Source organism: Streptomyces sp. NPDC002490 (assembly GCF_040296045.1).
Taxonomy (GTDB): domain Bacteria; phylum Actinomycetota; class Actinomycetes; order Streptomycetales; family Streptomycetaceae; genus Streptomyces.
The window spans coordinates 64,132-80,800 of the sequence record NZ_JBEOWM010000023.1 but is presented as its reverse complement, the minus strand read 5'-3'; the positions used below and the strand labels follow the sequence as shown (position 1 = coordinate 80,800).

Sequence of the window (16,669 nt, the reverse complement as noted above, 5' to 3'; positions counted from 1 at the left end):
CGGCCGGCAAGGACGTGCTCTGGGTCGTACGCGTGCGGTGGTCGATCGGGACCGGATGATCCTTTCCCCGGACCGATCATGGGTATCCCCGGTGTTGACGTTCGCGGCGCAGCCGCTCCCCGCTCCGGGCCTCGGCGCCGGGCCGGGGCGAGCAGGCCCGTGGTGTCCGTGGCGTCGTTCGACGTCCCCGGCGGGTCGGTCGCCCGGATCCGGGTGGGTCCGCGAGCCGGAGGGGCTGCGGCCGTGGGAGCGGGTGCCCCCGCGGGGCTGGTGTGGGCGCCTGGGGCGTGGGGTACCCTCTTCGGCTCGATTGGCCAGGGTCGTACCCCGTGTGGCAGACTGTTCGGGTTGCTCGGTTGAGTATCGATGCTGCGCGCCTCCCGCCGGGAGGACCGGAAGCGAGTCCCACAGTACTCGTCGCCCTAACTGCCGTAAGGCAGCGCTGGGGCGGACGTACGGGAATCTTCCGGGAAGTGTCAGCGGGGTGCCGACCAGGCGCCCGGTGGGTGGTTTCATCCCCGGCCCGCGGTCCCGTGACCGCGTTCCCCTCGTAGGGAAGTCCCCCCAAGGGACATCCCTGTCAGCGGGACCGCGACACGCCCGACCGCGTGGGTCGGCGGAGGGAACCGGGAACGGCTCCCCGGGTTCCAAGAGCGTTTCCAAGAGACAGGACTACGAAGTAGCCATGGCGGGACAGAAGATCCGCATCCGGCTCAAGGCCTACGACCACGAGGTCATCGACTCCTCGGCGAAGAAGATCGTCGAGACGGTGACCCGCACTGGTGCGTCGGTCGCGGGCCCGGTGCCGCTGCCCACTGAGAAGAACGTGTACTGCGTCATCAAGTCGCCGCACAAGTACAAGGACTCGCGCGAGCACTTCGAGATGCGCACGCACAAGCGCCTGATCGACATCCTCGACCCGACGCCCAAGACCGTTGACTCTCTGATGCGACTCGACCTGCCGGCCGGTGTCGACATCGAGATCAAGCTCTGAGGGGTCGGTGTAACGAGATGACCAAGCAGATCAAGGGCATCCTGGGCGAGAAGCTCGGCATGACCCAGGTCTGGGACGAGAACAACCGTGTCGTCCCCGTGACCGTGGTCAAGGCCGGACCCTGCATCGTCACCCAGGTCCGTACGAATGACGCCGACGGCTACGAGTCGGTCCAGATCGCCTTCGGCGAGATCGACCCGCGCAAGGTGAACAAGCCCCTCAAGGGCCACTTCGCCAAGGCCGACGTCACCCCGCGCCGCCACCTCGTCGAGATCCGTACCGCTGACGCCAGCGAGTACGCCCTCGGCCAGGAGCTCACCGCCGAGACCTTCGAGGCGGGCGTCAAGGTCGACGTCACCGGCAAGAGCAAGGGCAAGGGCTTCGCCGGTGTCATGAAGCGCCACAACTTCCGTGGCCTCGGCGCCGGGCACGGCACCCAGCGCAAGCACCGCTCGCCGGGCTCCATCGGTGGCTGCGCCACCCCGGGCCGCGTGTTCAAGGGCCTGCGCATGGCGGGCCGCATGGGCAACGAGCGGGTCACCACCCAGAACCTGACCGTCCACGCCGTTGACGCGGAGAAGGGTCTGCTGCTCATCAAGGGCGCGGTTCCCGGTCCGAACGGCGGCCTCGTCCTGGTCCGTACCGCGGCCAAGGGGGCCTGAGGTAACCGATGAGCACCATTGACATCCTTTCGCCTGCTGGCGACAAGGCCGGGACCGTCGAACTCCCCGCGGAGATCTTCGACGCGAAGGTCAGCATCCCGCTGATCCACCAGGTCGTCGTCGCGCAGCTGGCCGCGGCCCGTCAGGGCACGCACAAGACCAAGACCCGCGGCGAGGTCCGCGGCGGTGGGCGCAAGCCGTACCGCCAGAAGGGCACCGGCCGCGCCCGTCAGGGTTCGACCCGCGCTCCGCAGTTCGCCGGTGGTGGCGTCGTGCACGGTCCCGTGCCGCGCGACTACTCGCAGCGGACCCCCAAGAAGATGAAGGCCGCCGCCCTGCGCGGTGCCCTCACCGACCGGGCCCGCAGCAACCGCATCCACGTCGTCACCGGCGTGATCGAGGGCGCGAACCCGTCCACCAAGGCCGCCCGGACGCTGTTCGGCAAGATCAGCGAGCGCAAGAACCTGCTCCTGGTCGTCGACCGCGCCGACGAGGCCGCGTGGCTCTCCGCCCGCAACCTGCCCCAGGTGCACATCCTGGAGCCGGGCCAGCTGAACACGTACGACGTGATCCGCTCCGAGGACGTGGTCTTCACCCAGGCCGCCTTCGAGTCCTTCGTGTCCGGCCCCGCCACGGCCACTGAGACCGAAGGGAGTGACGCCTGATGGCCACGCGTCACCCGAGCATTGCCTCCAAGGCGGCCAAGGCCGCCAAGGCCGCGCGCGTCGCCAAGGCGAAGCGCCACGAGGCCGAGGGCAAGAACACCGTCGAGACCCCGCTGAGTAAGTCCTTCACGGACCCCCGTGACGTGCTGCTCAAGCCGGTCGTCTCCGAGAAGAGCTACGCGCTGCTCGACGAGAACAAGTACACGTTCGTCGTCGACCCGCGGGCCAACAAGACCCAGATCAAGCAGGCCGTCCAGGCGGTCTTCGAGGTCAAGGTCACCGGGGTCAACACGATCAACCGCCAGGGCAAGCGCAAGCGCACCCGCACCGGTTTCGGCAAGCGCGCCAACACGAAGCGCGCCATCGTGACCCTCGCCGAGGGCGACCGTATCGACATCTTCGGCCAGGCCTCCTAACGGAGCGCCCTGGTCCGATATCGGACGAGGACTGAGAAATGGGTATCCGCAAGTACAAGCCGACGACTCCGGGCCGTCGTGGCTCCAGCGTCGCCGACTTCGTCGAGATCACGCGGTCCACGCCGGAGAAGTCGCTGGTCCGCCCCCTGCACAGCAAGGGCGGCCGTAACAACGCCGGTCGTGTGACCGTTCGCCACCAGGGTGGCGGACACAAGCGCGCCTACCGCGTGATCGACTTCCGTCGGCACGACAAGGACGGCGTGCCGGCGAAGGTCGCGCACATCGAGTACGACCCCAACCGCACCGCGCGCATCGCGCTGCTGCACTACGCGGACGGCGAGAAGCGCTACATCCTCGCCCCGCGCAACCTGCAGCAGGGCGACCGCGTCGAGAACGGTCCCGGGGCCGACATCAAGCCGGGCAACAACCTCGCCCTGCGCAACATCCCGGTCGGTACCACGATCCACGCGATCGAGCTCCGTCCGGGCGGCGGCGCCAAGTTCGCCCGCTCCGCGGGCGCCTCGGTGCAGCTGCTGGCCAAGGAGGGCGCCATGGCGCACCTCCGCATGCCCTCCGGCGAGATCCGCCTGGTCGACGTGCGCTGCCGCGCCACCGTCGGCGAGGTCGGCAACGCCGAGCAGTCGAACATCAACTGGGGCAAGGCCGGCCGCAAGCGCTGGCTGGGCGTTCGCCCGACCGTTCGCGGTGTGGCGATGAACCCGGTCGACCACCCGCACGGTGGTGGTGAGGGCAAGACCTCCGGTGGTCGCCACCCGGTCTCCCCGTGGGGTCAGAAGGAGGGTCGTACTCGTTCGCCCAAGAAGGCGTCGAACAAGTACATCGTCCGCCGCCGCAAGACGAACAAGAAGCGCTAGGAGCGGGTTTAGATGCCGCGGAGTCTCAAGAAGGGGCCCTTCGTCGACGACCACCTGATCAAGAAGGTGGACGTCCAGAACGAAGCAGGCACCAAGAACGTCATCAAGACCTGGTCCCGCCGCTCGATGATCGTCCCGGCCATGCTCGGCCACACGATCGCGGTGCACAACGGCAAGACCCACATCCCGGTGTTCGTCACCGAGTCGATGGTCGGCCACAAGCTCGGCGAGTTCTCGCCGACGCGCACCTTCCGGGGTCACGTCAAGGACGACCGGAAGTCGAAGCGCCGCTAACAGCGGGGTGAACGACCATGACGAACGTGTCAGACACTGAAGGGACAACCATGGAAGCCAGGGCCCAGGCGCGGTACATCCGCGTCACGCCCATGAAGGCCCGCCGCGTGGTGGACCTGATCCGTGGCATGGACGCCACGGAGGCTCAGGCGGTCCTGCGTTTCGCCCCGCAGGCCGCGAGCGTGCCGGTCGGCAAGGTGCTGGACAGCGCCATCGCCAACGCCGCGCACAACTACGACCACACGGACGCCTCTTCGCTCTTCGTGAGCGAGGCGTTCGTCGACGAGGGCCCGACCCTGAAGCGGTTCCGTCCGCGCGCCCAGGGCCGCGCCTACCGGATCCGCAAGCGGACCAGCCACATCACCGTGGTCGTCAGCAGCAAGGAAGGAACCCGGTAATGGGCCAGAAGGTTAACCCGCATGGGTTCCGGCTCGGTATCACCACGGACTTCAAGTCCCGCTGGTACGCCGACAAGCTGTACAAGGACTACGTCAAGGAAGACGTCGCCATCCGTCGGATGATGACGTCCGGCATGGAGCGCGCCGGCATCTCCAAGGTGGAGATCGAGCGCACCCGTGACCGCGTCCGCGTGGACATCCACACCGCGCGTCCGGGCATCGTCATCGGCCGCCGCGGCGCCGAGGCCGACCGCATCCGCGGTGACCTGGAGAAGCTGACCGGCAAGCAGGTCCAGCTGAACATCCTTGAGGTCAAGAACCCGGAGACGGACGCTCAGCTGGTGGCCCAGGCCGTCGCCGAGCAGCTGTCCTCCCGCGTCTCCTTCCGCCGTGCCATGCGCAAGAGCATGCAGTCGGCGATGAAGGCCGGCGCCAAGGGCATCAAGATCCAGTGCGGTGGCCGTCTCGGCGGCGCCGAGATGTCCCGCTCGGAGTTCTACCGCGAGGGCCGGGTGCCCCTGCACACGCTCCGTGCCAACGTGGACTACGGCTTCTTCGAGGCCAAGACCACCTTCGGCCGCATCGGCGTCAAGGTGTGGATCTACAAGGGCGACGTCAAGAACATCGCCGAGGTCCGCGCCGAGAACGCCGCCGCCCGTGCCGGCAACCGTCCGGCCCGTGGTGGCGCCGACCGTCCCGCCGGCCGTGGTGGCCGCGGTGGCGAGCGCGGTGGCCGTGGCCGTCGGCCGCAGCAGCAGTCCGCCGGCGCCGAGGCCCCCAAGGCCGAGGCTCCCGCCGAGACCGCCGCTCCGGCCGCTGAGTCCGCGTCGACTACTAGTGGCGGAACGGAGAGCTGACCCATGCTGATCCCCCGTAGGGTCAAGCACCGCAAGCAGCACCACCCCAAGCGGCGTGGTCAGGCCAAGGGCGGCACGACCGTCGCGTTCGGCGAGTACGGCATCCAGGCCCTCACGCCGGCGTACGTGACGAACCGTCAGATCGAGGCCGCTCGTATCGCGATGACCCGTCACATCAAGCGTGGCGGCAAGGTCTGGATCAACATCTACCCGGACCGTCCGCTCACGAAGAAGCCCGCCGAGACCCGCATGGGTTCCGGTAAGGGTTCGCCGGAGTGGTGGGTCGCGAACGTCCACCCGGGCCGGGTGATGTTCGAGCTGTCCTACCCGAACGAGAAGATTGCGCGTGAGGCGCTTACCCGCGCTGCTCACAAGCTTCCGATGAAGTGCCGCATTGTCCGGCGCGAGGCAGGTGAAGCGTGATGTCGGCCGGTACCAAGGCGTCCGAGCTGCGCGAGCTGGGCAACGAGGAGCTCCTCAACAAGCTCCGCGAGGCCAAGGAAGAGCTGTTCAACCTCCGCTTCCAGGCGGCGACGGGCCAGCTTGAGAACCACGGTCGGCTCAAGGCCGTCCGCAAGGACATCGCCCGGATCTACACCCTCATGCGTGAGCGTGAGCTCGGCATCGAGACGGTGGAGAACGCCTGATGAGCGAGAAGAACGTGACTGAAGAGACCGCCGCCCGCGGCTTCCGCAAGACCCGCGAGGGTCTTGTCGTCAGCGACAAGATGGACAAGACCGTCGTCGTCGCCGTCGAGGACCGCGTCAAGCACGCCCTGTACGGCAAGGTCATCCGCCGTACCAACAAGCTCAAGGCGCACGACGAGCAGAACGCCGCGGGCGTCGGCGACCGCGTCCTCCTGATGGAGACCCGGCCGCTGTCCGCGACGAAGCGCTGGCGCATCGTCGAGATCCTCGAGAAGGCCAAGTAATCAGCTCGAAGGGGTAACCCTTCGAGTCCCGTTCCGCCAGGCTCCGGGGGCCGCTGCAAGCGGCCCCCGGGGAACCGGCAGACAAACAGGAGATAGACGTGATCCAGCAGGAGTCGCGACTGCGCGTCGCCGACAACACGGGCGCGAAGGAGATCCTTTGCATCCGTGTTCTCGGTGGCTCCGGTCGTCGCTACGCGGGCATCGGTGACGTCATCGTCGCCACCGTCAAGGACGCGATCCCCGGTGGCAACGTGAAGAAGGGTGACGTCGTCAAGGCCGTCATCGTTCGCACCGTCAAGGAGCGCCGCCGTCCCGACGGCTCGTACATCCGCTTCGACGAGAACGCCGCCGTCATTCTGAAGAACGACGGCGACCCCCGCGGCACCCGTATCTTCGGCCCGGTCGGCCGTGAGCTGCGCGAGAAGAAGTTCATGAAGATCATCTCGCTCGCGCCGGAGGTGCTGTAAGCATGAAGATCAAGAAGGGCGACCTGGTACAGGTCATCACCGGCAAGGACAAGGGCAAGCAGGGCAAGGTCATCGCGGCCTTCCCCCGCGAGGACCGCGTCCTGGTCGAGGGTGTCAACCGGGTCAAGAAGCACACCAAGGCCGGTCCGACGGCGCGCGGCTCGCAGGCCGGCGGCATCGTGACCACCGAGGCGCCGATCCACGTGAGCAACGTCCAGCTCGTCGTGGAGAAGGACGGCAAGAAGGTCGTCACCCGCGTCGGTTACCGCTTCGACGACGAGGGCAACAAGATCCGCGTTGCCAAGCGGACGGGTGAGGACATCTGATGACGACCACCATTCCGCGCCTCAAGACGAAGTACCGCGAGGAGATCATCGGCAAGCTGCGTGAGGAGTTCTCGCACGAGAACATCATGCAGGTGCCGGGCCTCGTCAAGATCGTGGTCAACATGGGTGTGGGCGACGCCGCCCGCGACTCCAAGCTGATCGAGGGCGCCATCAAGGACCTCACCACGATCACGGGTCAGAAGCCCGCCGTCACCAAGGCCCGCAAGTCCATCGCGCAGTTCAAGCTGCGTGAGGGCCAGCCGATCGGCGCCCACGTCACCCTCCGCGGTGACCGCATGTGGGAGTTCCTGGACCGCACCCTGTCGCTCGCGCTGCCGCGCATCCGCGACTTCCGCGGCCTGTCGCCGAAGCAGTTCGACGGCCGTGGCAACTACACCTTCGGTCTCACGGAGCAGGTCATGTTCCACGAGATCGACCAGGACAAGATCGACCGCGTCCGGGGTATGGACATCACCGTGGTGACCACGGCGACCAACGACGCTGAGGGCCGTGCGCTCCTTCGTCACCTCGGCTTCCCCTTCAAGGAGGCGTGAGCGAGATGGCGAAGAAGGCTCTGATTGCCAAGGCCGCCCGCAAGCCCAAGTTCGGTGTGCGCGCGTACACCCGCTGCCAGCGCTGCGGTCGTCCGCACTCCGTCTACCGCAAGTTCGGCCTGTGCCGCGTGTGCCTCCGTGAGATGGCTCACCGCGGCGAGCTGCCGGGCGTGACCAAGAGCAGCTGGTAGTTCCCCCTTTCGGGAACCACCGGACGCTCTCGGTAGGCATCGGTTCGGTAGGGGCCCGACCCTCCATGGCTTAGGCTGGGAGGGTTGGGCGTCTGCCGCCCGTCAAGCACGCGGGCCCGCGCGGCCCGCTGACAACGCTTACTACGCCGTAGGTCCCCGCGCCGCACCCGTCCCGCCCCTGTGTGGGGAGAGGGATGGCGCATACAGGAAACCCCGGCGAGAGAGGCCGAAGGCCAATTCATGACCATGACTGATCCGATCGCAGACATGCTGACGCGTCTGCGGAACGCGAACTCGGCGTACCACGACTCCGTGGGCATGCCGCACAGCAAGATCAAGTCGCACATCGCGGAGATCCTCCAGCAGGAGGGCTTCATCACGGGCTGGAAGGTCGAGGACGCCGAGGTCGGCAAGAACCTCGTCCTGGAGCTGAAGTTCGGCCCCAACCGTGAGCGCTCCATCGCGGGCATCAAGCGGATCTCCAAGCCCGGTCTCCGGGTGTACGCGAAGTCCACCAACCTGCCGAAGGTGCTCGGCGGCCTGGGCGTGGCCATCATCTCCACGTCGCACGGGCTCCTCACCGACAAGCAGGCCGGCAAGAAGGGCGTGGGTGGGGAAGTCCTCGCCTACGTCTGGTAGCGGAAGGGAACGGAGGAAACAGCTATGTCGCGCATTGGCAAGCTCCCCATCACGGTTCCCGCCGGCGTGGACGTCACCATCGACGGCCGTACGGTCCAGGTGAAGGGCCCCAAGGGCTCCCTGACCCACACGATCGTGGCCCCGATCGCGATCGAGAAGGGCGAGAACGGCACCCTCCAGGTGACCCGCCCCAACGACGAGCGGCAGAACAAGGCCCTGCACGGCCTGTCCCGCACGCTGGTGGCGAACATGATCACCGGCGTGACCGAGGGTTACGTGAAGAAGCTCGAGATCAGCGGTGTCGGCTACCGCGTCCAGGCGAAGGGCTCCAACCTGGAGTTCGCGCTGGGCTACAGCCACCCGATCACGGTCGAGGCGCCCGAGGGCATCGCCTTCAAGGTGGAGTCCCCGACCCGTCTCTCGGTCGAGGGCATCGACAAGCAGAAGGTCGGCGAGGTCGCGGCCAACATCCGCAAGCTTCGCAAGCCCGACCCGTACAAGGCCAAGGGCGTCAAGTACGAGGGCGAAGTCATCCGCCGCAAGGTCGGAAAGGCGGGTAAGTAAGCCATGGCATACGGCACGAAGATCGCCAAGGGCGACGCGTACAAGCGCGCCGCCATCAAGCGCCGCCACATCCGGATCCGCAAGAAGGTCTCCGGTACGGCCGAGCGTCCCCGTCTGGTCGTGACGCGTTCGAACCGTCACATCGTCGCCCAGGTCATCGACGACCTCAAGGGTCACACCCTTGCGTCCGCGTCGACCCTGGACACCAGCATCCGCGGTGGCGAGGGCGACAAGTCGGCGCAGGCCAAGCAGGTCGGCGCCCTGGTCGCCGAGCGTGCGAAGGCCGCCGGTGTCGAGACCGTCGTGTTCGACCGCGGTGGCAACCAGTACGCCGGGCGCATCGCCGCCCTGGCCGACGCCGCCCGCGAGGCCGGGCTCAAGTTCTAAGCCGGCTCGTAGCTAGCGGAAACAGAGAGAGGTAATTCCCATGGCTGGACCCCAGCGCCGCGGTGGCGGTGCCGGTGGCGGCGAGCGGCGGGACCGGAAGGGCCGTGACGGCGGCGCAGCTGCCGCCGAGAAGACCGCGTACGTTGAGCGCGTCGTCGCGATCAACCGCGTCGCCAAGGTTGTGAAGGGTGGTCGTCGCTTCAGCTTCACCGCGTTGGTCGTGGTGGGCGACGGTGACGGCACCGTGGGTGTCGGATACGGCAAGGCCAAGGAGGTGCCGGCCGCCATCGCCAAGGGCGTTGAGGAGGCCAAGAAGCACTTCTTCAAGGTCCCCCGCATCCAGGGCACCATCCCCCACCCGATCCAGGGCGAGAAGGCTGCGGGCGTCGTCCTGCTCAAGCCGGCTTCCCCCGGTACGGGTGTGATCGCCGGTGGTCCGGTGCGCGCCGTCCTGGAGTGCGCCGGCGTCCACGACATCCTGTCGAAGTCGCTCGGCTCCGACAACGCGATCAACATCGTGCACGCGACCGTGGCGGCCCTGAAGGGCCTCCAGCGTCCCGAGGAGATCGCGGCCCGCCGCGGTCTGCCCCTTGAGGACGTGGCCCCCGCGGCCCTGCTCCGTGCGCGTGCCGGGGCGGGTGCGTAATGGCTCGCCTCAAGATCACGCAGACGAAGTCGTACATCGGCAGCAAGCAGAACCACCGTGACACCCTGCGTTCGCTCGGGCTCAAGCGCCTGAACGACGTGGTCGTCAAGGAGGACCGTCCCGAGTTCCGCGGCATGGTGCACACCGTCCGCCACCTCGTGACGGTCGAGGAGGTCGACTAATCATGGCGGAGCAGAACCCGCTGCGGGTGCACAACCTCCGTCCCGCCCCCGGTGCCAAGACCGCGAAGACCCGTGTCGGTCGTGGTGAGGCGTCGAAGGGTAAGACGGCCGGTCGTGGCACCAAGGGCACCAAGGCCCGTTACCAGGTTCCGGAGCGCTTCGAGGGTGGGCAGATGCCCCTCCACATGCGTCTCCCGAAGCTCAAGGGCTTCAAGAACCCCTTCCGGACCGAGTACCAGGTCGTGAACCTGGACAAGCTCGCCGCCCTCTACCCCGAGGGTGGGGAGGTCACCGTTGCCGACCTGGTCGCCAAGGGTGCCGTCCGCAAGAACAGCCTCGTCAAGGTCCTCGGACAGGGTGAGGTCTCCGTGGCGCTGACGGTGACGGTCGATGCCGTCTCCGGCTCCGCCAAGGAGAAGATCACCGCTGCCGGCGGTACCGTCACCGAGCTCGTCTGAGTCACGGTGAACTGAGCGATCCCACCGGGGATACCCCACAAAAGGGGTATCCCCGGTTGGTCGTTCCACGGGGCATACGCGCGCCGGTAAGGTGGCGAGCGTTGTTGTCTAGCTGTAACTCCACTCCTTTGTCGAAACCTCAAGACCGTCACCTCTGACGCACGTGCGCGGGGGTCGCAGGAGGCACCGTGCTCAGCGCGTTCTCCCGGGCGTTCAAGACGCCCGACCTGCGCAAGAAGCTGCTGTTCACTCTCGGCATCATCGTGATCTACCGGATCGGCACGCATGTGCCGATTCCCGGCGTCAACTACGAGAATGTCCAGTTCTGTGTGGACCAGGCGAAGTCGAGCCAGGGTCTGTTCGGTCTGGTCAACATGCTCAGTGGTGGCGCGCTGCTCCAGATCACGGTCTTCGCGCTCGGCATCATGCCGTACATCACGGCGAGCATCATTCTCCAGCTGCTGACGGTGGTCATCCCCCGACTGGAAGCCCTCAAGAAGGAGGGCCAGTCCGGCACCGCGAAGATCACCCAGTACACCCGGTACCTGACCATGGCGCTGGCCATCCTCCAGGGCACCGCCCTGGCCGCCACCGCCCGCACCGGCACCCTGTTCCAGGGCTGTGCGCGCGCCGGCGAGATCGTGCCGGACCAGTCGATCTTCGCCACCATCACGATGGTCATCGTGATGACGACCGGTGCGGCCGTCGTGATGTGGCTCGGCGAGCTGATCACCGACCGCGGCATCGGCAACGGAATGTCGATCCTGATGTTCATCTCGATCGCCGCGACCTTCCCCGCCTCGCTCTGGGCGATCAAGGAAGAGGGCAAGCTGGCCGACGGCTGGATCGAATTCGGCATCGTCATCCTGGTCGGCCTGGTGATGGTCGCCCTCGTGGTCTTCGTCGAGCAGGCCCAGCGCCGCATTCCGGTCCAGTACGCGAAGCGGATGATCGGTCGCCGTTCCTACGGCGGCACCTCCACCTACATTCCGCTGAAGGTCAACCAGGCGGGTGTGATCCCGGTCATCTTCGCCTCGTCACTGCTGTACATCCCGGCACTCGTGGCACAGTTCGCGGGCGGCACTTCCGGCTGGAAGACCTGGATCGAGCGCAACCTGACGGACATGGACTCGCCGTTCTACATCAGCACGTACTTCCTGCTGATCGTCTTCTTCGCGTTCTTCTACGTGGCGATCTCGTTTAACCCCGAGGAAGTCGCGGACAACATGAAGAAGTATGGTGGGTTCATCCCGGGCATCCGGGCTGGCCGACCGACGGCTGAGTACCTGAGTTACGTGCTCAACCGGATCACCTGGCCGGGTTCGCTGTATCTGGGGCTGATCGCTCTGGTGCCAACAATGGCGTTGGCGGGTTTCGGAGCCAACCAGAACTTCCCGTTCGGTGGCACCAGCATCCTCATCATCGTCGGCGTTGGTCTGGAGACGGTGAAGCAGATCGAGAGCCAGCTCCAGCAGCGCAATTACGAAGGGTTCCTCCGCTGATGCGAATCGTCCTCGTCGGGCCGCCCGGTGCGGGCAAGGGTACGCAGGCCGCGTTCCTCGCCAAGAACCTGTCGATCCCGCACATCTCCACGGGCGACCTCTTCCGTGCCAACATCAGTCAGGGCACGGAGCTCGGCAAGCAGGCCAAGGCGTACATGGACGCCGGGAACCTGGTGCCGGACGAGGTCACCATCGGGATGGCCAAGGACCGCATGGAACAGCCGGACGCCGAGGGCGGGTTCCTGCTCGACGGGTTCCCCCGCAACGTCTCGCAGGCCGAGTCGCTGGACGAGACGCTCGCCGCCGAGTCCATGAAGCTGGACGCGGTGCTCGACCTCGAGGTCCCCGAGGACGAGGTGGTCAAGCGGATCGCCGGCCGGCGCATCTGCCGCAAGGACTCCAGCCACGTGTTCCACGTGGTGTACAAGCAGCCCGCGGTGGAAGGCGTCTGCGACGTCTGCGGCGGGGAGCTGTACCAGCGCGAGGACGACAGCGAGACCACCGTGCGCAAGCGGCTGGAGGTCTACCACACGCAGACCGAGCCGATCATCGACTACTACCGGGAGCAGGGGCTGGTCGTGACCATCTCCGCGCTCGGCAAGGTCGACGAGGTGACCGCGCGGGCGATGGCCGCGCTGAAGCGCGACGACGCGTAGCACCCGGCGTCACCGCCACACCCACTCCGTCCGGGCCCCGGCCCGGGACCGGGGCCCCGCGCCCCGCTCCCGGCCCGGGGCCCGTTCGCGCTTTCCCGGGGCCGGGCCCCGGGTGCCCGGGGGCGGTGGGGGCGCGGGGAACGGGGCGAGCGGCCCCCGCCCAGGGAATATCGTGGGGGTGGACCGTCAACCGTTGCAGAAAGGCCCCTGCCGTCATGGTGCAGATCAAGACCCCCGACCAGATCGCCAAGATGAGGGCGGCGGGGCTGGTCGTGGCCGCGGTGCACGCGGCCACGCGTGAGGCCGCGGTGCCCGGGGCGACGACCAGGGACCTGGACCAGGTCGCCCGGAAGGTCCTCGCCGAGCACGGGGCGACGTCGAACTTCCTGGGGTACGGGGGCTTTCCCGCGACCATCTGCACCTCGGTGAACGAGGTGGTGGTGCACGGCATCCCCAGCGACGAGGTGGTCCTCAAGGACGGGGACGTGATCTCGGTGGACGCGGGCGCGGTGGTGGACGGCTGGCACGGCGACGCCGCGTTCACCGCGTTCGTGGGCTCGGGGCACGCGCCGGAGCTGGTGGAGCTGTCCCGGGTGACCGAGGAGTCGATGTGGGCGGGCATCGCCGCGATGAAGGCGGGGAACCGGCTGGTGGACGTCTCCCGGGCGATCGAGACCTACATCCGCCGGCAGCCGAAGGTCGGCGGCGGGAAGTACGGGATCGTCCAGGACTACGGCGGGCACGGCATCGGCACCGAGATGCACATGGAGCCGCACCTGCTGAACTACGTGGAGCGGCGCCGCGGCAAGGGGCCGAAGCTGGTGCCCGGGTTCTGTCTGGCGATCGAGCCGATGGTGTCGCTGGGCACCCCGAAGACGGCGGTGCTGGAGGACGACTGGACCGTGGTCAGCACGGACGGCAGCTGGTCCTCGCACTGGGAGCACTCGGTGGCGCTGACGGAGGAGGGCCCGCTGGTGCTCACCGCCCCGGACTGCGGTCGGGCGCGGCTCGCCGAGTACGGGGTCACGGCCGCCCCGGACCCGCTGGGCTGAGCCCCGGACCGCGCTGACGTGCGGGTCCGTCGTGGCGGCGGGGGCGTGTCGGGTCGCTTAAGGATCTCGCGGATGGGGCATCATTCCTCGATTCGTGTTTCCTGGTGCGCTGACGTAGACTGACTCGTCGGCTCTCGTGTACCCGTGTGTCCTCATGTGGACGGGCGGGGTTGAGCGTGGGCCGGCCAAGGTAGTCGATTCGAAGGGCGAAGCGTGGCCAAGAAGCAAGGTGCCATCGAGATCGAGGGCACTGTCGTCGAGTCTCTTCCGAACGCCATGTTCAAGGTCGAGCTCCAGAACGGCCACCAGGTCCTGGCACACATCAGCGGCAAGATGCGCATGCACTACATCCGCATCCTCCCTGACGACCGGGTCGTGGTGGAGCTGTCTCCGTACGACCTGACGCGTGGCCGGATCGTCTACCGCTACAAGTAGATCTTGCCCGCGCCCCGGGGTCGGACCGCACGGTCCGCGTCCGGGGTCGATGGCACTGACCCGGAGAACCTCACAACCATGAAGGTCAAGCCGAGCGTCAAGAAGATCTGCGACAAGTGCAGGGTGATCCGCCGTCACGGTCGGGTCATGGTCATCTGCGACAACCCGCGCCACAAGCAGCGCCAGGGCTGACGCACGACCGCACCTTCTGCACCCGCAGAACTCACGCGACGCAGCACGACGTGTACATACGCAGGACCCGGGCCGGCAACGGTCCGACACCCCCGGTCGGAGGCCGGGGACCCGCTCCGTACCACCCGCAAGGGTCGGCGGAGGGGAATCGTCCTGCGGAAGACCTCCGAAGAATCAAACTGGAGCCATTGAATGGCACGCGTTTCCGGTGTTGACATCCCGCGCGAAAAGCGCGTGGAGGTCGCCCTCACCTACGTGTTCGGCATCGGCCGGACCCTTTCCCAGCAGACGCTGGCCGAGACCGGTGTGAACCCGAACACCCGCGTTCGCGACCTCTCCGAGGAGGAGCTGGTCAAGATCCGCGAGTACGTGGACAACAACCTCAAGACCGAGGGTGACCTCCGTCGCGAGATCCAGGCGGACATCCGCCGCAAGGTCGAGATCGGCTGCTACCAGGGTCTGCGCCACCGCCGCGGCCTGCCCGTCCACGGACAGCGCACCAGCACCAACGCCCGCACCCGCAAGGGCCCGCGTCGCGCCATCGCCGGTAAGAAGAAGCCGGGCAAGAAGTAGTCCGCAGCGGACGCTAGTCAGCGGTCTTCGCTGTAGGACCGACCACCTCCCGTAGGAGAAGCAGATGCCCCCCAAGGGTCGTCAGGGTGCCGCCAAGAAGGTGCGCCGCAAGGAAAAGAAGAACGTCGCTCACGGCCACGCGCACATCAAGAGCACGTTCAACAACACGATCGTCTCGATCACGGACCCCACGGGCAACGTGATCTCCTGGGCCTCCGCCGGCCACGTCGGCTTCAAGGGCTCCCGCAAGTCGACCCCGTTCGCCGCGCAGATGGCCGCCGAGTCGGCCGCGCGCCGCGCGCAGGAGCACGGCATGCGCAAGGTCGACGTCTTCGTCAAGGGTCCCGGCTCCGGCCGTGAGACCGCGATCCGTTCGCTCCAGGCCACCGGCCTGGAGGTCGGCTCGATCCAGGACGTCACCCCCACCCCGCACAACGGCTGCCGCCCGCCCAAGCGGAGGCGTGTCTGACCCCAGGTGCGTCACGCACCCGTGGTCGATGCGGTGTCTCGGGCGACATGCTCCCTTCTCGGGGCATGTCGCCCGTACCCTTGTTCCACGCACCACCCGTCGGACGTCAAATAGCGGGCGTCCACGACCGAAGGATCTGATCCACACATGCTGATCGCTCAGCGTCCCTCGTTGACCGAAGAGGTCGTCGACGAGTTCCGTTCCCGGTTCGTGATCGAGCCGCTGGAGCCGGGCTTCGGCTACACCCTCGGCAACTCCCTGCGCCGTACGCTCCTCTCCTCGATCCCGGGTGCGGCGGTCACGTCGATCCGCGTCGACGGCGTCCTGCACGAGTTCACCACCGTGCCGGGCGTCAAGGAGGACGTCACCGACCAGATCCTCAACATCAAGCAGCTGGTCGTCTCCTCGGAGCACGACGAGCCGGTCGTGATGTACCTGCGCAAGCAGGGCCCCGGCCTGGTCACCGCCGCCGACATCGCGCCGCCGGCCGGTGTCGAGGTGCACAACCCCGACCTGGTCCTCGCCACCCTCAACGGCAAGGGCAAGCTGGAGATGGAGCTGACCGTCGAGCGCGGTCGCGGCTACGTCTCCGCCGTGCAGAACAAGCAGGTCGGCCAGGAGATCGGCCGCATCCCGGTCGACTCGATCTACTCGCCGGTCCTCAAGGTCACCTACAAGGTCGAGGCGACCCGAGTCGAGCAGCGCACCGACTTCGACAAGCTGATCGTCGACGTCGAGACCAAGCAGGCCATGCGCCCGCGCGACGCCATGGCGTCGGCCGGCAAGACCCTGGTCGAGCTCTTCGGCCTGGCCCGCGAGCTGAACATCGACGCCGAGGGCATCGACATGGGCCCGTCCCCCACGGACGCCGCCCTCGCCGCCGACCTGGCGCTGCCGATCGAGGAGCTGGAACTCACCGTCCGCTCCTACAACTGCCTCAAGCGCGAGGGCATCCACTCCGTGGGCGAGCTCGTCGCCCGCTCGGAGGCGGACCTCCTGGACATCCGCAACTTCGGTGCGAAGTCCATCGACGAGGTCAAGGCGAAGCTGGCCGGCATGGGCCTGGCCCTCAAGGACAGCCCGCCCGGATTCGACCCGACCGCCGCCGCCGACGCCTTCGGCGCCGACGACGACGCGGACGCCGGTTTCGTCGAGACCGAGCAGTACTAGTCGCCGCCCGGTGGGGCGCCGGTCCGTCCGGTGCCCCACCGGTGGGCGACCCCTGACCTTCCGCGGGGCGTCCGCCCCGCGGGAACTGTCACCGGTACCTGACACGGCCGGTGC

The 16,669-nt window shown here is 67.5% G+C and carries 29 protein-coding genes; all 29 read left to right on the top strand.

Translation table 11 applies throughout. The features are described from left to right. Positions 1-685: 685 nt before the first annotated feature. The 29 genes from rpsJ to ABT092_RS16915 all read left to right on the top strand — a co-directional run bounded on the left by rpsJ (position 686) and on the right by ABT092_RS16915 (position 16,555). A complete protein-coding gene (gene rpsJ / locus ABT092_RS17055) occupies positions 686-994 on the top strand; it encodes a 30S ribosomal protein S10 (RefSeq protein ID WP_003948644.1) in 309 nt (102 codons plus the stop codon). Positions 995-1,011: 17 nt separating this feature from the next. Further along, entirely contained in the window at positions 1,012-1,656 is a 645-nt protein-coding gene (rplC, locus tag ABT092_RS17050; protein ID WP_351244520.1) for a 50S ribosomal protein L3, read from the top strand. 8 nt (positions 1,657-1,664) lie between these two features. Beyond that, entirely contained in the window at positions 1,665-2,321 is a 657-nt protein-coding gene (rplD, locus tag ABT092_RS17045; RefSeq protein WP_351244518.1) for a 50S ribosomal protein L4, read from the top strand. Continuing rightward, entirely contained in the window at positions 2,321-2,737 is a 417-nt protein-coding gene (gene rplW, locus ABT092_RS17040) for a 50S ribosomal protein L23 (RefSeq protein ID WP_351244516.1), read from the top strand. The genes rplD and rplW overlap by 1 nt, the downstream gene beginning before the upstream one ends. Before the next feature lie 38 nt (positions 2,738-2,775). Continuing rightward, a complete protein-coding gene (rplB, locus tag ABT092_RS17035) occupies positions 2,776-3,612 on the top strand; it encodes a 50S ribosomal protein L2 (RefSeq protein WP_351244514.1) in 837 nt (278 codons plus the stop codon). Between the two features lie 12 nt (positions 3,613-3,624). Further along, positions 3,625-3,906, top strand: coding sequence for a 30S ribosomal protein S19 (gene rpsS / locus ABT092_RS17030; RefSeq protein ID WP_003948639.1), 282 nt, complete (start codon positions 3,625-3,627; stop codon positions 3,904-3,906). A gap of 50 nt (positions 3,907-3,956) precedes the next feature. Next, complete coding sequence (rplV, locus tag ABT092_RS17025; RefSeq protein WP_351244511.1) at positions 3,957-4,304, top strand: 50S ribosomal protein L22; 348 nt, start codon at positions 3,957-3,959, stop codon at positions 4,302-4,304. Further along, positions 4,304-5,161 (top strand): 30S ribosomal protein S3, encoded by an 858-nt coding sequence (rpsC, locus tag ABT092_RS17020; RefSeq protein WP_351244509.1) that lies wholly within the window; start codon positions 4,304-4,306, stop codon positions 5,159-5,161. The genes rplV and rpsC overlap by 1 nt, the downstream gene beginning before the upstream one ends. Positions 5,162-5,164: 3 nt before the next feature. Beyond that, entirely contained in the window at positions 5,165-5,584 is a 420-nt protein-coding gene (gene rplP / locus ABT092_RS17015) for a 50S ribosomal protein L16 (protein ID WP_033319640.1), read from the top strand. Next, positions 5,584-5,808: a 50S ribosomal protein L29 gene (rpmC, locus tag ABT092_RS17010; protein WP_059079052.1), complete on the top strand. Its 225-nt coding sequence runs from the start codon at positions 5,584-5,586 to the stop codon at positions 5,806-5,808. Before rplP ends, rpmC begins: the two co-directional genes overlap by 1 nt. Beyond that, the gene (rpsQ, locus tag ABT092_RS17005; protein ID WP_156722919.1) at positions 5,808-6,092 is read left to right on the top strand and encodes a 30S ribosomal protein S17; all 285 of its coding nucleotides are present in this window, start codon (positions 5,808-5,810) and stop codon (positions 6,090-6,092) included. The genes rpmC and rpsQ overlap by 1 nt, the downstream gene beginning before the upstream one ends. Before the next feature lie 98 nt (positions 6,093-6,190). Then, positions 6,191-6,559 (top strand): 50S ribosomal protein L14, encoded by a 369-nt coding sequence (gene rplN, locus ABT092_RS17000; protein ID WP_003998823.1) that lies wholly within the window; start codon positions 6,191-6,193, stop codon positions 6,557-6,559. 2 nt (positions 6,560-6,561) lie between these two features. Beyond that, positions 6,562-6,885: a 50S ribosomal protein L24 gene (rplX, locus tag ABT092_RS16995; RefSeq protein WP_010036713.1), complete on the top strand. Its 324-nt coding sequence runs from the start codon at positions 6,562-6,564 to the stop codon at positions 6,883-6,885. Next, positions 6,882-7,439, top strand: a complete 558-nt coding sequence (rplE, locus tag ABT092_RS16990) for a 50S ribosomal protein L5 (protein WP_351244573.1) — start codon at positions 6,882-6,884, stop codon at positions 7,437-7,439. The genes rplX and rplE overlap by 4 nt, the downstream gene beginning before the upstream one ends. A gap of 5 nt (positions 7,440-7,444) precedes the next feature. Next, positions 7,445-7,630 carry a type Z 30S ribosomal protein S14 gene (locus tag ABT092_RS16985; protein WP_003956452.1) on the top strand — a complete coding sequence of 62 codons (186 nt, stop codon included), beginning with the start codon at positions 7,445-7,447 and terminating at the stop codon, positions 7,628-7,630. 240 nt (positions 7,631-7,870) lie between these two features. Next, positions 7,871-8,269 carry a 30S ribosomal protein S8 gene (rpsH, locus tag ABT092_RS16980; RefSeq protein WP_043443042.1) on the top strand — a complete coding sequence of 133 codons (399 nt, stop codon included), beginning with the start codon at positions 7,871-7,873 and terminating at the stop codon, positions 8,267-8,269. Between the two features lie 24 nt (positions 8,270-8,293). Beyond that, the gene (rplF, locus tag ABT092_RS16975) at positions 8,294-8,833 is read left to right on the top strand and encodes a 50S ribosomal protein L6 (protein WP_351244505.1); all 540 of its coding nucleotides are present in this window, start codon (positions 8,294-8,296) and stop codon (positions 8,831-8,833) included. A gap of 3 nt (positions 8,834-8,836) precedes the next feature. Then, a complete protein-coding gene (rplR, locus tag ABT092_RS16970) occupies positions 8,837-9,220 on the top strand; it encodes a 50S ribosomal protein L18 (RefSeq protein ID WP_351244503.1) in 384 nt (127 codons plus the stop codon). A 40-nt stretch (positions 9,221-9,260) separates the two neighbouring features. Beyond that, positions 9,261-9,866: a 30S ribosomal protein S5 gene (gene rpsE / locus ABT092_RS16965; protein WP_016645168.1), complete on the top strand. Its 606-nt coding sequence runs from the start codon at positions 9,261-9,263 to the stop codon at positions 9,864-9,866. Further along, a complete protein-coding gene (rpmD, locus tag ABT092_RS16960) occupies positions 9,866-10,048 on the top strand; it encodes a 50S ribosomal protein L30 (protein ID WP_005313525.1) in 183 nt (60 codons plus the stop codon). Before rpsE ends, rpmD begins: the two co-directional genes overlap by 1 nt. Before the next feature lie 2 nt (positions 10,049-10,050). Beyond that, entirely contained in the window at positions 10,051-10,506 is a 456-nt protein-coding gene (rplO, locus tag ABT092_RS16955; protein ID WP_351244500.1) for a 50S ribosomal protein L15, read from the top strand. Between the two features lie 188 nt (positions 10,507-10,694). Then, positions 10,695-12,008: a preprotein translocase subunit SecY gene (gene secY, locus ABT092_RS16950; RefSeq protein ID WP_351244498.1), complete on the top strand. Its 1,314-nt coding sequence runs from the start codon at positions 10,695-10,697 to the stop codon at positions 12,006-12,008. Next, positions 12,008-12,664 carry an adenylate kinase gene (locus ABT092_RS16945; RefSeq protein WP_351244496.1) on the top strand — a complete coding sequence of 219 codons (657 nt, stop codon included), beginning with the start codon at positions 12,008-12,010 and terminating at the stop codon, positions 12,662-12,664. Before secY ends, ABT092_RS16945 begins: the two co-directional genes overlap by 1 nt. A 215-nt stretch (positions 12,665-12,879) precedes the next feature. After that, a complete protein-coding gene (gene map, locus ABT092_RS16940; RefSeq protein WP_351244494.1) occupies positions 12,880-13,716 on the top strand; it encodes a type I methionyl aminopeptidase in 837 nt (278 codons plus the stop codon). Between the two features lie 213 nt (positions 13,717-13,929). After that, positions 13,930-14,151 carry a translation initiation factor IF-1 gene (gene infA / locus ABT092_RS16935; protein ID WP_003948620.1) on the top strand — a complete coding sequence of 74 codons (222 nt, stop codon included), beginning with the start codon at positions 13,930-13,932 and terminating at the stop codon, positions 14,149-14,151. A 78-nt stretch (positions 14,152-14,229) separates the two neighbouring features. Beyond that, positions 14,230-14,343, top strand: coding sequence for a 50S ribosomal protein L36 (rpmJ, locus tag ABT092_RS16930; RefSeq protein WP_003974245.1), 114 nt, complete (start codon positions 14,230-14,232; stop codon positions 14,341-14,343). A 192-nt stretch (positions 14,344-14,535) separates the two neighbouring features. Then, positions 14,536-14,916 carry a 30S ribosomal protein S13 gene (gene rpsM / locus ABT092_RS16925; protein ID WP_351244492.1) on the top strand — a complete coding sequence of 127 codons (381 nt, stop codon included), beginning with the start codon at positions 14,536-14,538 and terminating at the stop codon, positions 14,914-14,916. A 64-nt stretch (positions 14,917-14,980) separates the two neighbouring features. After that, positions 14,981-15,385 carry a 30S ribosomal protein S11 gene (rpsK, locus tag ABT092_RS16920; RefSeq protein ID WP_003948617.1) on the top strand — a complete coding sequence of 135 codons (405 nt, stop codon included), beginning with the start codon at positions 14,981-14,983 and terminating at the stop codon, positions 15,383-15,385. Positions 15,386-15,532: 147 nt separating this feature from the next. Beyond that, positions 15,533-16,555, top strand: a complete 1,023-nt coding sequence (locus ABT092_RS16915) for a DNA-directed RNA polymerase subunit alpha (RefSeq protein WP_073792859.1) — start codon at positions 15,533-15,535, stop codon at positions 16,553-16,555. Positions 16,556-16,669: the final 114 nt, after the last annotated feature.